The organism is Paenibacillus sp. FSL E2-0177, from assembly GCF_037992975.1.
GTDB classification, from domain to species: Bacteria; Bacillota; Bacilli; order Paenibacillales; family Paenibacillaceae; genus Paenibacillus_AQ; species Paenibacillus_AQ odorifer.
The window spans coordinates 4,325,470-4,339,127 of sequence record NZ_CP150307.1 but is presented as its reverse complement, the minus strand read 5'-3'; the positions used below and the strand labels follow the sequence as shown (position 1 = coordinate 4,339,127).

Below are 13,658 nucleotides of genomic sequence, written 5' to 3'. Positions count from 1 at the left end.
ACGGGAGAGAAACTATGGCTAAACTGAACAATTTCATCAGAGTTTGTCTAGCGATTCTTTTAGTGTTAGGCATTGTATTTTTAGGCTCACGCGTAGATTTTTTATTCACACCGATCCTGTCTTTGTTCAGTGTCATTATAGTGCCTTTAATGCTGGCGGGTTTCTTTTATTACCTGCTGCGGCCACTGATCGATACCTTGGAGAAATATAAGCTGAATCGTTCTTTGGCGATTATCATCGTATATGTAGTTATTTTAGTGCTTCTGTTTGCTTTTATTATCGGCGTTTGGCCTTCACTTCGCACACAATTAGTTAATTTCGTCGATAATATGCCGAATCTCATTGCCTCCTTGAATCAACAGCTATTGAAACTAGAAGATAATGAATTTCTGTCTGCGTTGATCCCTGCTGATGCGAATCCAGCCTCCACATTGACGGATTATTTGAATAAAGGGTTTACGCTATTAACGAATTACGTATCAGGATTGTTCTCTTTTGTTTCGAATTTCGCGATCATTTTATTCACCTTTCCGATTATGTTATTCTACATGCTTAAGGAAGGTGGGAAATTCGGACGTAAGATTGTAAGTTTCTTTCCAAAGAAGTATCGTGAAGAAGGAACTACAATGATGACTGAAATCGACAGTGCGCTTAGTGGCTTTATCGTGGGCCGGGTGCTTGTTAATTTAGCCTTAGGCGTTCTGATGTATATTGGTTTCCTTATTATCGGCCTGCAATATGCATTGCTGTTGACTGTAATCGCAGTTGTGATGAACTTCGTGCCTTTTATTGGTGCGATACTGTCTAGTATCCCTATTTTCATCATCGGATTCATTCAATCGCCGTCTATAGCCGTCTGGTCCATCATCATTGTTCTGGTAGCGCAGCAGATACAGGATAATTTAATCGCTCCCTACATCTTTGGGAAAAAGCTCGATATTCATCCACTGACAACGATTATCCTGGTATTAGTTGGCGGTGATTTAGGCGGGATCATTGCGATATTGCTGATTATTCCGCTGTATATGATTGTTAAAATCGTCTTGACCAAGGCCTATTATTTGTTTGTCAAGCAACGCCGGGTAGAGATAGAGGTAGAGGAGAGTCCTGATATCTCTTAAGTTAATAAAACACTATGGAGGGATTTCTATGAATGAAGGAACGGAGCAAGGACTAATTCATATTTCAGATGATGTGGTGACTTCGATCGTCGGGCAAGTGGTTCTGGACACACCGGGTATTGCCGGCATGTCAGGAAGCAGTATCTCGGACAACTGGGCTAAACGTCTAAGCGGTAAAAATGTAAAAAAAGGAATGTCCGTTGAAGTAAAAGAAGTGGATGTTGCCATCGATCTTCAGGTCATAGTTAATTACGGATGTGTGATTCAAGAGGTCTGCTATATACTGCAGCAAAATGTAAGAAATGCTGTTGAGAATATGATGGGACTGTCTCTAGTTTCCGTAAATGTTAAGGTTGAGAAGGTCGCTCTGCCATTCTAAGAATAGCCCATTTAATAGGCACCGTAATCTAGGCTTCTGCATAGAATGGAGCAAATCCATTTACGGAGGTCAGAACATCCATGTCGACATTTAACACTGGGCAGCAACAGAATGTGATTTATCAGGCCGATCCTGCTGTGATCCGGCACCTGCACGGTGTCCGCGATTCCCTACATCAATCTTGCAAGCCATACCTTAACCATAAGGTGAACGTACAGACAATAGATGGCTTTGTACATGAAGGCGTTATAGCCGGAGTAGATAATAAACACTTGTATCTGAACGTTGCAGCTAATGGGCAAATGCCCCGCGGGTTTTACAACCCTCATCAGCCGTATCATCCTCATCCGGGCCCGGGACCTGGCCCATATCCAGGACCTTATCCAGGTCCCCCATACAATAATAATGTGATTTTACCGCTTGTGTTGTTTGAACTGCTTGCTATCTCTTTAATCTAGTGCTTGGATTTAATTGAAGAAGGACATGTGCAGGATTTGCGGTCATACGTTGACGCATCCCGCCAGGTCCTTTTTTTGTAGGCGTAAAGTATGTGTTAGAAGAAGGTGTTCTCATTATCACTTTAGGGATATAATGGGTACAAACTCTGGGAGGTGGCATATGATTAGATACCCTTTTTTGAAAAAGAATGCGACGATAGGCGTTACAGCACCTTCATCTGGAGTAGGCATTCAAAATGCAGAACTACTAACACTGGCCTCCAGCCGTTTGAAGTCGCAAGGATTTAATGTCATTATCGGCGAAACGGCATGGAAGCAAGATAAGGCTAAATCTGCACCAGCCAATGTTCGTGGTCATGAGTTTAATGAGATGATCAAAGATGATGGAATCGATGCCCTTATTCCGCCTTGGGGCGGGGAATTGTTAATTGAAGCTCTGGAATTTATTGATTTTGATGCTTTGCAGGACAAATGGATCGTGGGATATTCAGATATAAGCGTCTTGCTGCTTGCGGTCACGCTGACAACCGGGTTGGCTACTGCCCACGGAGCGAATCTCATTGATTTACGGGGAGAGTATTCGGATGATACTACAGCCCTCTGGCAGGCGGTTCTAGAGACACCAGTGGGTGAGTCCATTGTGCAGCATTCATCTCTTAAATATCAGCGGGAATGGCAGCATGATGTGCCTTCGCCATGCGTTTTTCATTTGACAGAGGAGACTTATTGGAAGTCTCTAACTACAGATGCTGTAACGATGAAAGGACGTCTGTTGGGTGGTTGTATAGATGTAATTAGGCATTTGATCGGCACACCTTATGGAAAGCTCCAGCATTTTCAGCAAGAAATGATTCATGACGAACCTATTGTTTGGTATTTGGAAAATTGTGAATTGAACACAGCGGATTTACGCAGATCTTTAGTGCAGATGAAGCTGGCAGGGTGGTTTGAGAATTGTTCGGGGATTATGTTTGGCAGAAGTCCAGCTAATCGGCCTGTGGATAACTATACTGCCGAGGATATCTATGCTGAACTATTTGAAGAGCTTAAGGTACCGATCGTTTATGATATCGATTGTGGTCATGTCCCGCCGCAGGTTACTTTTATTAATGGAGCTTATGCAGAAATTGAAGTGGCAGACGGAGTAGGGACGGTAAAGCAATATTTCTATGAATAGCGTTATATCAAAAAAGGACAACCCCTCGGGTTGTCCCTTTTACTATCATTAGTTCCCTGTATTTACAATCGCTGTGATTTCCTCATCCAGGTCCAGTCTTACATCTTCACGATAGGCGCGAACACCATATTCGCTGAGCATGTAACGCAAGATCGCTTCAATCATATTGGACTCCACTAGAAATTGACTGCGGCCCTGTACCCAAACCTCTGCAGAGTAACCGGTATCTTCTTCCCAGCTCAGTTCTACCTGAACATCCTCTGGACGAACAGCTTTTCGTTCCGCCATGTGCAGACAGAGGGCATTGATGATCTCATCCATGCTTAGAACAATTGTAGACATTAGTAACGACCATCCTGTTCTTCTAAGCGGCGACGTTCTTTTCTACGACGGAAGAAGGACATCACGAGCATAACCAATACATAGATAGCTAGCATATTAACGGCAAAGCCTAGGAAGTCACCAAAAGCTCCCATTCCACCAAACATTCCACCGAATAATAATCCAGCCAAACCACCGATCATCATGCCTTTCATTAAGCTGCCGCCGCTGAAGAAGCCACGTTTTGTATTTGCAGCAGATCCTGCTGTGGAACTTTTAGTGCTGTCACTTTTTTTGATGTTATTTGTTGTTGTTGATTTTTTTGGAGTTGTTGAATAGCTGCGAGTGCCGGATTTGAATCCGCCGCCACCTCGACGTGCATCGGCAAAGTCTGGAGCAACCACTGCAAAAAACAGAGTGAAGGCCATTAGAATCATCATTACGCGTTTCATTGGTTTCATTTAGTACGAAAACCCTCCTGTGAGCATGAATTTTTGTGTATGGTCGGTAATACGCAGACATGTCCCACAAGGTTTCAATTTTATTTATCATAATTTATACTTTTATACACAAAAAAAGCGTGGATCCAGGATCCACGCAAACAGCAGTTAGAGAGTCGTCATTCGTTACTTATACCCATCAGCGACAAGCTCAAGCGCTCCGGTTGCCGGATCGATGATCATGCCATGGATAGGTACATTAGGAGGAAGCAGTGGATGACGTTTAATCAGGTCCACAGTCTGAATTACCCCTTCTTCGACATTGTCAAACCCACGCAGCCATTTTGTAAGTTTGATTCCGGAATTCTCCAGTGTAGACAGCACTTCTTCAGATACTCCACGTTCTTTAATGGAATTGATCATATGGTCCGCATTGAGGGAGGCCATACCGCATTCATAGTGTCCAACCACGATTACTTCTTCAGCATCTAGTTCATATAGAGCTACCATTACACTACGCATAACACTACCAAAAGGTTGAGAAATAACCGCACCAGCATTTTTGATGATTTTGACATCACCATTTTTGAAATTCATGGCTTTCGGCAATAATTCAACGAGTCTAGTGTCCATACAGGTGATGATCAGCATTTTTTTGTCAGGATAACGACTGGTTAAATAAGCTTCATAGTCCTTATTCTCTACAAAACTTTTATTAAAGTTAATAATTTCTGATACGTGGCTCATATTAGCTTCCTCCCTCAAATTCCTTGAATTGTACTTACGTTGCGCATATCTCTTACCATGATATTGTTGCCATAAATCTGAGAATCACTGACCAGCTTATAGGAAGAGAAACGTTCCTCTGCATCGAGTCGCATCTTGTCTTCATAAAAGATTTCCTGTTGCCGGCTTACGATAAAGGGAAGAGAATTCGTCTCTATCCTAGAATCGCCTTGCTCCACTTCTGAAACAATCAGTAACACATTAATTCCGTCACACCCGCAGCCTACCGTATCATAAAAGAGCTTGAAAAATCCTGGCTGATCTCCAAGCCTTTCCTTCAACTTCCTTTCTGCGAGAGGTGTAACTTGAATCATCATAGCCCTGTTCACGCTCCTTGATTTTTGTTCGAAGCATGGTCTGCTTCTTATGTAACTCATTAAATATTTAAAATTAGAGATGTATCTCTGAAGTTGATTATACTCATTCAAAAAAGTATCATCAAGAGGAGTCTGTAAAACAGAGAAAGCAGGTGGAGTAGAATGGAACAACAAGTAAAGGAACGATGGGAACAATTCAGCGAGTTATTAGCAAAAATTAGTGGATATTCAGAGGCCATAGAATTAATGCACTGGGATTTGCGCACAGGTGCACCACGTAAGGGAGTAGAAGTTCGTTCCGGTACGATTGGGATGCTGAGTGGAGAATTGTTCAGACTTGAGATTTCACAGGAGATGGGTGACTTTACAGCATTTTTCAGCCGTCCAGAAGTGTTGAGCCAGCTTACAGCTAATCAACAAAAGATCGTCAACGATTGCCGCAAAGAGTATGAGCGCAGTAAGAGTATTCCTTCCAAAAGATTTGAAGAGTACGCTGTCCTGTCTGCTCATTCCCAAACGATCTGGGAAGAAGCTAAGGAGAACAATGACTTTGCTACATTTGAACCTTATTTGAGTAAAATCGTAGCTCTGAAACAAGAGTTCATCGATTATTGGGGTGTAAATGGCACACGTTACGATACGCTACTAGATATGTATGAGCCTGATCTCACGGTAGAAAAGGTGGATGAAGTGTTCAGTCGCCTCCGCAGCCGCTTGGTTCCGTTAGTGGAAGCTATCGCTGCTTCACCTAATAAACCAGATACCAGCTTCTTGCAGCAGATTTTCCCTAAAGAGCAGCAACAAAAGTTTGGTAACTTTATTCTGAAGCAAATGGGCTATGACTTCGACGCAGGCCGCTTGGATGAGAGTGTGCATCCTTTTGCTACAGGGCTGAATCCAGGTGACGTTCGTATTACGACCGCTTATTTACTTGATAACGTGACTAGCGCCGTCTTCAGCTCACTGCATGAAGGTGGACATGCGCTTTACGAACAAAATATCAGCCAAGATTTAGTGGGAACACCACTGGCTCAAGGCGCTTCGATGGGGATTCATGAATCTCAGTCGAGACTATGGGAGAATATGATCGGCCGCAGCCGTGCGTTCTGGCAACGTTATTACGGTGATCTGCAGCAGCATTTCCCAGAGCAGCTTGCTAATGTAGATGTAGAGGATTTCTACCGGGCTATTAACAGTGTGGAAAATTCATTCATCCGAATTGAAGCAGATGAGCTTACATACAATCTGCACATTATTGTGCGTTACGAGATCGAAAAGCTTATTTTTAATGAAGGACTATCTGTCAAAGATCTGCCTCAGGTATGGAATGCTAAATATCAAGAATATTTAGGTATTACACCGCCTAATGATGCGCTTGGTGTATTGCAGGACGTGCACTGGTCCGGTGGAGACTTCGGATATTTTGCATCCTACTCTCTGGGAAATATGTATGCTGCCCAAATCTTGAATACACTCCGCAAGGAGCTGCCGAACTACGATGAATTGATTGCTGCGGGAAATCTTTTGCCAATTAAAGAATGGTTAACAGAAAAAATCTACCGTTTCGGAAAAAGCCTGACCCCTTCGCAAATTATCGAACAAGTAACAGGTGAGCCGCTCAGTCCAGATTATCTGGCTGATTATTTGGAGGAGAAATACACGGAGATTTACAAACTGTAATCCAGTGAGGTCCGCGTGGTATAATAGAAAGAAAGCTTAGACGGAAGGATATGGATATGGCAAATACTCACACCTACACTCGGAGAGAAGAAGTCGCGAATGCGATTACGCACGGGATCGGAGCTGTATTAAGCGTCGCTGCACTTGTCCTGCTTGTTGTTTTTGCAAGTCTGAAAGGAACGGCATGGCATGTAGTCAGCTTCTCCATTTATGGAACGACAATGCTGCTTCTGTATCTCAATTCAACACTTGTGCATAGTCTCAAAGAGGGCAAGGCGAAGGATTTGTTCGAATTTTTCGATCACTCCTCTATTTATCTGTTTATCGCAGGCACGTATACACCCTTTTTGCTAGTAGCTATTCGGGGAACACTTGGCTGGAGTTTATTTGGTGTTATATGGGGAATCGCAGTATTTGGCGTTTTCTTCAAAGCGTTTTTTGTTAAAAAGTTCTTGTTCATGTCTACGGTGTTCTACATTGCTATGGGTTGGCTGATTGTTATCGCCTGGAATCCTCTTTCAGCAGTGGTAGCGGATGGTGGCATGATTCTGTTGATGGCTGGAGGAGTGCTTTATACTCTAGGTACAGTTTTTTATGTATGGAGAGGGTTTCCGTTCCATCACGCGATCTGGCATGTTTTTGTTCTTGCGGGCAGTGTCACACATTTCTTCGCCATATTGATTTATGTACTGCCAATCCAATAATTTCAAGCGGATTTATCGCGGAAAATATGGATTTTTAATAAAGAAAGAGATGACAAGCAAAAGTGCTTGACATCTCTCTTTCTTTTAGGTATCATAAGGGACGTTGTGAAGGTGTAAAGTGTTTTTCCTTGACGAAGGGGTTGTCCTTAATGAGTCAGGAGAATAGGCTCGAGAAAACGAATCGTATCAATTTGCTTTTTGCCTTCTATGAACGACTGCTTACAGATAAGCAGCAAACGTTTCTTAAATATTATTTTCACGATGATTTTTCCTTGGGAGAGATTGCCGCTGAATTTGAAATCAGCCGCCAAGCTGTTTATGAGCATATTAAGCGCGCTGAGCAAGTCCTTGAGAATTATGAAGAAAAACTTGGACTATTAGTAAAACATGAGAGTCGTACTAAATATTTAGAAGAGCTGCGCAGACTGCCGGAGAATGGGATGCTGCCTGAGCAATATAAACTTCGGTTCGCGGAGATCGTGGATCGCTTGCAGAGGTTAGAGTAGCATGAAGGGAGAAATCTGCATATGGCGTTTGAAGGTTTAACCGGAAGATTGCAGAATGTGTTCAGCAAGCTACGCGGTAAAGGTAAAGTATCCGAAGAAGACGTAAACGAAGCTATGCGTGAAGTGCGGTTAGCCCTTCTGGAAGCCGATGTTAACTTCAAGGTAGTTAAAGAATTCGTGGCTAAGGTGAAAGAAAAGTCCATCGGCAAGGAAGTCATGGACAGCTTTACGCCTGGCATGGTAATTATCGACATCGTCAACAAGGAACTAACCGAGCTGATGGGCGGAAGCCAAGCGAAGCTGGCCAAGTCGAACAAGCCACCGACCGTCATTATGATGGCGGGTCTACAAGGGGCTGGTAAGACAACCACTTCGGGTAAGCTAGCTAAGCTGTTACAGAAGGGCAATCATCGTCCGCTCCTGGTTGCGGGAGATATTTACCGGCCTGCTGCTATCAAGCAGCTGCAAGTGCTGGGAGAACAGATTAAGGTTCCTGTATTCTCGCTTGGTGATCAGACTAGTCCGGTAGAAATTGCCAGACAAGCTGTACAACATGCGAAGGATAACGGACTTGATTATGTTATTATCGATACTGCAGGCCGCCTGCATATTGATGAAGAACTAATGGAAGAACTCAAGCAGATTCACAATGTTGTAAATCCTGATGAAGTACTTCTTGTAGTAGATGCTATGACGGGTCAAGACGCCGTGAATGTAGCCGAGAGCTTTAATAAGCAGCTTGAGCTTACAGGGGTCGTATTGACGAAACTCGACGGCGACAGCCGTGGTGGTGCTGCACTGTCAGTAAAAGCTGTTACCGGTTGCCCGATCAAATTCGCCGCTTTAGGGGAGAAGATCGACGCGCTGGAGCCGTTCCATCCGGAACGTATGGCTTCGCGGATTCTGGGTATGGGCGACATGCTGTCGCTGATTGAGAAAGCCCAGGCGAACATTGATACTGACAAGGCTAAAGAAATGGAACGTAAGATGCGTAATGCAGAGTTTACGTTCGATGATTTCCTTGAGCAAATGGATCAGGTGAAGAAGCTAGGCCCTATCGATCAAATTCTTGATATGCTTCCGGGTATGAACAAAGCCAAGGGCATTAAAGATTTAAAGGTCGACGATAAGCAAATGGGACGCGTTGAAGCCATAGTTCATTCTATGACTAAGGCGGAGAAGCAACAGCCTGAGATCATTAACCATAACCGCCGCAAGCGTATTGCAACCGGCAGCGGAACCTCAGTCGCTGAGGTCAACCGCCTCATCAAACAATTTGATGAGATGCGTAAGATGATGAAGCAATTCTCCGGCATGATGGGCGGAGGCGGCAAAGCCTCCAAGAAAAATGCCATGAAGCAGCTTAAAGGTCTTGGTGGTGGAAAAGGGCTGAAATTCCCTTTTAAATGATCTTGAATGTCTGACCAACTAATGTTGGAAACTATTATAAGGAGGTGATTTTTCGTGGCAGTACGTATTCGTCTAAAAAGAATGGGAGCGCATAAAGCGCCTTTCTATCGTGTAGTGGTTTCCGATTCCCGGTCCCCTCGTGACGGTCGTTTTATCGAGGAAATCGGTTATTATAATCCGATTGAACAACCGGCAGTAGTTAAGATCGATGAGGAAAAAGCTCTTAAATGGCTTCAAACAGGTGCGCAAGCATCTGATACCGTCCGCAACTTGCTTTCCAAAGCAGGCGTGATGAAGAAGTTTCATGAGCTTAAGCAACAGAAATAATGACTGATTGCGAGGGTCCTCTATGGAAGAATTAGTTGGAGTAATTGCTAAGGCTTTAGTGGATCATCCAGAAGATGTGACGGTACGGGCTGTGGAGAAAGAGCATTTGATTGTCTATGAGCTGTCCGTACATCCAGATGATGTAGGAAAGGTCATCGGCAAGCAAGGCAGGATCGCCAAGGCGCTCCGTACAGTAGTCACATCTGCAGCAGTCAAGAGCGATAAACGCGTAACTGTAGATATTTTATCTTAAATAATGCGTACAATGAGGGGCTAGGGATAGTATATCCCGGCTCCTTTTTGTTCAAATATATAGATGAAGCTTGTAGAGGAGAGGGTTATATGACGGAAGAATTAACCGTAGGCCGGCTTGTGAATACACATGGAATTCGCGGGGAGATTAAAGTATTATCCCATACCGATTTTCCTGAGGTTCGTTTCGCTAAAGACAAGAAGCTGTTCGTCATTCCTGCGGATGGCAGTGCAAAATTCGAAGTGACTGTAGAATCCGCTCGAGAGCATAAGGGTATGTTTATCGTTAAGCTTAAGGGATATACCAATATTAACGAAGTGGAAAAGTATAAGGGAAGTTTGCTTAAGGTGCCAAGTAATGATCTGGTTGAACTGCCAGAGAACGAATATTACTTCCACCAAATCGTTGGCTGTGAAGTTTATACGGATGATGCTGGAAGTGAACCGCTTGGCACAATTACGGAAATTTTACAGCCAGGTGCAAATGACGTGTGGGTTGTTAAGCCTGCTAAAGGTCAAGACATCCTTATCCCTGTAATTAACGATGTAGTGCTGAACGTGGACATTGAGGCCAAACGAATTACGGTTCACTTAATGGAAGGACTATTGCCATGATCAGAATTGATGTGCTAACGCTCTTTCCGGAGATGTGCGAAGGCGTATTTAGCACAAGTATTCTTGGTAAGGCACGCGAAAAAGGGATTGTATCTTTGAATGCTGTGAACTTTCGTGATTTCTCAGGAAATAAGCACAACAGTGTGGATGATACACCGTATGGCGGGGGCGGTGGTATGGTACTAAAGCCTGACCCGATCTTTGCAGCGGTAGAACATGTATTGGGGATCGAGGCTATTCCTTTGGAGAATGGATCTGAATCTGCAGTCCCGTCGCCTTCCTCTGTGAAGCCGCGCATCATTCTTATGTGTCCACAAGGAAAGACCTATAATCAGAAGATTGCTGAGGAACTGGCACAAGAGCAGCATCTAATCTTTATATGTGGTCATTATGAGGGCTACGATGAGCGGATACGGGAGCATCTGGTTACAGATGAACTGTCGATTGGCGATTACGTGTTAACGGGTGGAGAACTACCAGCACTGACGGTTATTGATTCAGTAGTTCGGCTACAGCCAGGGGCGCTTGGAAACGAAACCTCTGCGATCACCGATTCGTTCAGTACAGGGCTGTTGGAATATCCTCACTACACTCGACCCGCTGAATTTCGCGGCTGGAAGGTACCAGATATGTTGCTGAGTGGCCATCACGCCAACATCGAAGTATGGCGGAGAGAGCAAGCGTTACAGCGTACACTTGAACGTAGACCTGATTTGCTCGAAAGTGCAGAACTAACATTGAAAGACAAGAAAACACTGGAACGTCTGAAAAATGAAATCAAGCCGGAGTAAAATTTTAATAAAACAGGCATATTTTACGTCTTTTTAACGTATCTTACGTTAAGGAGGCGTTTTTGTTATGTTTACTTAAGTATAAGAAGGGCTATAATCTCGTGTTTTTTTTGCGTAATTTCCAAAACAAATTAGCATAGGTGCGTTGAACTCTTCTATTTGGGGTAATAGATAGAGGTGGCGTAATACTATATGCAGCTTACGATGCAGCAAGCTTAACTATTGAAAGGAATGAACTGAAGTGACTACGAAGACGCGTGAAGAATTCAAGCCTAGCGTGGACACGATCCACAAAGATGCGGAGCCGCTCCGCACCGTGAATGATATTATCGATTATTATACAAATCGCAAATCGTAATTCCCATTCGCCCTTTAAAGCTTGAACATATAAGATTAATAATTAAGTATGAATAAGCAAGTCCAATAAAACCATTAGAGTATAGCGAACGAAAGTTCACTACATCTAATGGTTTTATTGTGCTCTACTAAGAGGTCAAACCCTGTGATTCTGATCAGAATGTAAACGCCCACTCTTCAAGGAGAATTAAAAACTCTTTGGAAAGGGGGCGTTTGGTTAACTATAAAAATTCGTGGAGGCGCATTCTACTCTTTGCGAAAGAGGCGATATACTCCTGTAAGTAGAGCGTAAAGCGCAAAACATACGAGAACAGTAACTGCCCATGCATAGTTGCGAACGGTATAGGTAAGCGATGATAAAATAATAAAGATGGTAATACGCAGTACGCCTTCCTTAATAAACTGTTTACGTGCTACATTCATTCGATTGGCCTCCTTGAATGGATAGGATGGTACGGATAACAAGCCGAAAATATGTCTTTCCTTATATATAACCTTTGGGAATACAAAAAATGCAGAGAACGGAAAGTAAATATCGATCCAAACAAATGACCTATGTAACTTAGCCGTTACCGACCTGTACTCCTCACCATAGAGTATATCATTACGAATGAGGAGGAGTACACTAGTGGAGGCTTATTATAATTGCTTACGTTGTAAGAATAGAAGGGTACGTATCCTGACTACTGATGGCAGACAGCATGAAGGTGTGATTACAGATGTGGACAGATATAATGTTTACTTAAGAACAGGATCCAATGGACCTGTGCAGACTTCTGCATTTTTTGGTTACCCTTATGCTGCTGACAATATTTTAACTCTCAGCTTGTTCACACTGTTGGCTATTGCATTAATCTGATATGATGATGCAAAAACAGACCGTCCGCTAATCCGGACGGTCTGTTTTTAGTGGTTGGTTACTCTACTGTAATTGCACCTATATCAGAGCTTAAGGACAACAAAGGACCTCCTCCGTTAACATCACGTTTGCCACCCTCAACCCCGGTGATCTGGCCTAGATCACTTTTAGCCACCAAGCTACATTTCACGCCATCGGCTAGAACAGCATTGAGGCTACCTACATTTGTTGTCGCTTTAAGACGGCTATCACTCTTCATTCCGGCTATATCCATACGTATGCTTCCTGTATTAGACTCTAGAGTGGACTTACCGGTGATGTTAGCTCCTTCGATATCAATAGCTCCAACGTTGCTGACGATGCGATAATTTCCGTCCAGATTGCGGAGACGAATTTGCCCGACATTATTGGTGATTTGATATTCATCCATACGGGTGGGGATCTCAATGGTATAGTTAATGCTAAAATCTGAATAACCGTATTTGTCTTGAGCCCAAGTCCATAAATCCTTCTTCGGATTTGATTTGGAATTTGTAGATACTTTCAGAGTATCGCCACTAACGTCTATTGAAATCTCAGCGTCATCCAAAATTTTCTGGCGGTCAGCTTTATGAGCGGAGCCGTTATGGGCTAAGATTGTCGCACTCACATTAATTTGATCACCCGTAGTTGATGTAACCTCTATTTCTCCCACTGCATTGTTCATGCTAAGCACTGAAGCAGAGCCGATCTCTTTAGATAAGGATAGTTCTTTGCTAATGCTGTTTGCTTTAACTTCGTCGACCACCTTGGTAGCTGTATCCTGAACGGCCTGCTCCACGCTTGCAGCGGCTTTACCCAGCTCTTGCTTCACAGCCTCACCAATATTTTGCTGCACATCTTCAGTAATATTCTTTCCTAATTCATTATTAGCGGATTGCCTACCCGGTAATTCTGTGCATCCTGCCAGAAGTACGATGGACAAGACGGCTACAGCTGCCATTACGCTAGTTGTATTACTCTTTTTCATTGAATAAAATCCTCCTTATTTTTGGGTATATGTGTTCTTCCCTAAGCGCTACGTTATGTACGTACTTCTGTAAGTATAGCCTATGGGGATTTATTGTAAAAACGGCTGTAGGCGGGTTAATATACTGGACCAAAGACTAGGTATTTAAA

19 protein-coding genes are annotated in these 13,658 nt (G+C 43.4%); 13 read left to right on the top strand and 6 right to left on the bottom strand.

Features of this window, described 5'->3' with window-relative positions:
* Nucleotides 1-14: 14 nt before the first annotated feature.
* From MHI25_RS19375 to MHI25_RS19360, 4 genes are all read left to right on the top strand, one after another.
* Entirely contained in the window at nt 15-1,121 is a 1,107-nt protein-coding gene (locus tag MHI25_RS19375; protein WP_036688627.1) for an AI-2E family transporter, read from the top strand.
* A gap of 28 nt (nt 1,122-1,149) precedes the next feature.
* Complete coding sequence (locus MHI25_RS19370) at nt 1,150-1,500, top strand: Asp23/Gls24 family envelope stress response protein (RefSeq protein ID WP_076127105.1); 351 nt, start codon at nt 1,150-1,152, stop codon at nt 1,498-1,500.
* Nucleotides 1,501-1,580: 80 nt separating this feature from the next.
* Nucleotides 1,581-1,958: a hypothetical protein gene (locus MHI25_RS19365; protein ID WP_036688624.1), complete on the top strand. Its 378-nt coding sequence runs from the start codon at nt 1,581-1,583 to the stop codon at nt 1,956-1,958.
* Nucleotides 1,959-2,118: 160 nt separating this feature from the next.
* Entirely contained in the window at nt 2,119-3,135 is a 1,017-nt protein-coding gene (locus MHI25_RS19360; RefSeq protein ID WP_340393982.1) for a S66 peptidase family protein, read from the top strand.
* Between the two features lie 48 nt (nt 3,136-3,183).
* On the opposite strand, the gene MHI25_RS19355 is transcribed toward MHI25_RS19360, so the two are convergent.
* From MHI25_RS19355 to MHI25_RS19340, 4 genes are all read right to left on the bottom strand, one after another.
* Nucleotides 3,184-3,468 (bottom strand): YxcD family protein, encoded by a 285-nt coding sequence (locus MHI25_RS19355; protein WP_036689115.1) that lies wholly within the window; start codon nt 3,466-3,468, stop codon nt 3,184-3,186.
* Nucleotides 3,469-3,476: 8 nt separating this feature from the next.
* A complete protein-coding gene (locus MHI25_RS19350; protein ID WP_076127101.1) occupies nt 3,477-3,917 on the bottom strand; it encodes a hypothetical protein in 441 nt (146 codons plus the stop codon).
* A 165-nt stretch (nt 3,918-4,082) separates the two neighbouring features.
* Nucleotides 4,083-4,643, bottom strand: a complete 561-nt coding sequence (locus MHI25_RS19345) for a carbonic anhydrase (RefSeq protein WP_036688619.1) — start codon at nt 4,641-4,643, stop codon at nt 4,083-4,085.
* A gap of 14 nt (nt 4,644-4,657) precedes the next feature.
* Entirely contained in the window at nt 4,658-4,999 is a 342-nt protein-coding gene (locus tag MHI25_RS19340; RefSeq protein ID WP_076127099.1) for an iron-sulfur cluster biosynthesis family protein, read from the bottom strand.
* Nucleotides 5,000-5,161: 162 nt separating this feature from the next.
* Here MHI25_RS19340 and MHI25_RS19335 point away from each other — a divergent pair, with 162 nt between their 5' ends.
* The 8 genes from MHI25_RS19335 to trmD all read left to right on the top strand — a co-directional run bounded on the left by MHI25_RS19335 (nt 5,162) and on the right by trmD (nt 11,284).
* On the top strand, nt 5,162-6,679 hold the full coding sequence (locus MHI25_RS19335) for a carboxypeptidase M32 (protein WP_036688614.1): 1,518 nt from the start codon (nt 5,162-5,164) through the stop codon (nt 6,677-6,679).
* A 56-nt stretch (nt 6,680-6,735) separates the two neighbouring features.
* Nucleotides 6,736-7,383, top strand: coding sequence for a hemolysin III family protein (locus tag MHI25_RS19330; RefSeq protein WP_036688612.1), 648 nt, complete (start codon nt 6,736-6,738; stop codon nt 7,381-7,383).
* A 149-nt stretch (nt 7,384-7,532) separates the two neighbouring features.
* On the top strand, nt 7,533-7,889 hold the full coding sequence (gene ylxM, locus MHI25_RS19325) for a YlxM family DNA-binding protein (RefSeq protein ID WP_036688609.1): 357 nt from the start codon (nt 7,533-7,535) through the stop codon (nt 7,887-7,889).
* A gap of 21 nt (nt 7,890-7,910) precedes the next feature.
* Nucleotides 7,911-9,299 carry a signal recognition particle protein gene (gene ffh / locus MHI25_RS19320; RefSeq protein WP_036688607.1) on the top strand — a complete coding sequence of 463 codons (1,389 nt, stop codon included), beginning with the start codon at nt 7,911-7,913 and terminating at the stop codon, nt 9,297-9,299.
* Nucleotides 9,300-9,353: 54 nt separating this feature from the next.
* A complete protein-coding gene (gene rpsP / locus MHI25_RS19315; protein ID WP_036688604.1) occupies nt 9,354-9,626 on the top strand; it encodes a 30S ribosomal protein S16 in 273 nt (90 codons plus the stop codon).
* 22 nt (nt 9,627-9,648) lie between these two features.
* A complete protein-coding gene (locus MHI25_RS19310; protein ID WP_036688600.1) occupies nt 9,649-9,879 on the top strand; it encodes a KH domain-containing protein in 231 nt (76 codons plus the stop codon).
* An 89-nt stretch (nt 9,880-9,968) separates the two neighbouring features.
* Nucleotides 9,969-10,493 carry a ribosome maturation factor RimM gene (gene rimM, locus MHI25_RS19305; RefSeq protein ID WP_076190860.1) on the top strand — a complete coding sequence of 175 codons (525 nt, stop codon included), beginning with the start codon at nt 9,969-9,971 and terminating at the stop codon, nt 10,491-10,493.
* Nucleotides 10,493-11,284 carry a tRNA (guanosine(37)-N1)-methyltransferase TrmD gene (gene trmD / locus MHI25_RS19300; protein WP_339174549.1) on the top strand — a complete coding sequence of 264 codons (792 nt, stop codon included), beginning with the start codon at nt 10,493-10,495 and terminating at the stop codon, nt 11,282-11,284. The genes rimM and trmD overlap by 1 nt, the downstream gene beginning before the upstream one ends.
* A 603-nt stretch (nt 11,285-11,887) precedes the next feature.
* Here trmD and MHI25_RS19295 read toward each other — a convergent pair.
* Nucleotides 11,888-12,064, bottom strand: coding sequence for a hypothetical protein (locus tag MHI25_RS19295; protein WP_155288145.1), 177 nt, complete (start codon nt 12,062-12,064; stop codon nt 11,888-11,890).
* 205 nt (nt 12,065-12,269) lie between these two features.
* Between MHI25_RS19295 and MHI25_RS19290 the strand changes: the two genes are divergently transcribed.
* Complete coding sequence (locus tag MHI25_RS19290) at nt 12,270-12,500, top strand: hypothetical protein (protein ID WP_036688596.1); 231 nt, start codon at nt 12,270-12,272, stop codon at nt 12,498-12,500.
* A 58-nt stretch (nt 12,501-12,558) separates the two neighbouring features.
* Here MHI25_RS19290 and MHI25_RS19285 read toward each other — a convergent pair whose 3' ends face one another.
* Nucleotides 12,559-13,509 carry a hypothetical protein gene (locus MHI25_RS19285; RefSeq protein ID WP_076143833.1) on the bottom strand — a complete coding sequence of 317 codons (951 nt, stop codon included), beginning with the start codon at nt 13,507-13,509 and terminating at the stop codon, nt 12,559-12,561.
* Nucleotides 13,510-13,658 lie beyond the last annotated feature (149 nt).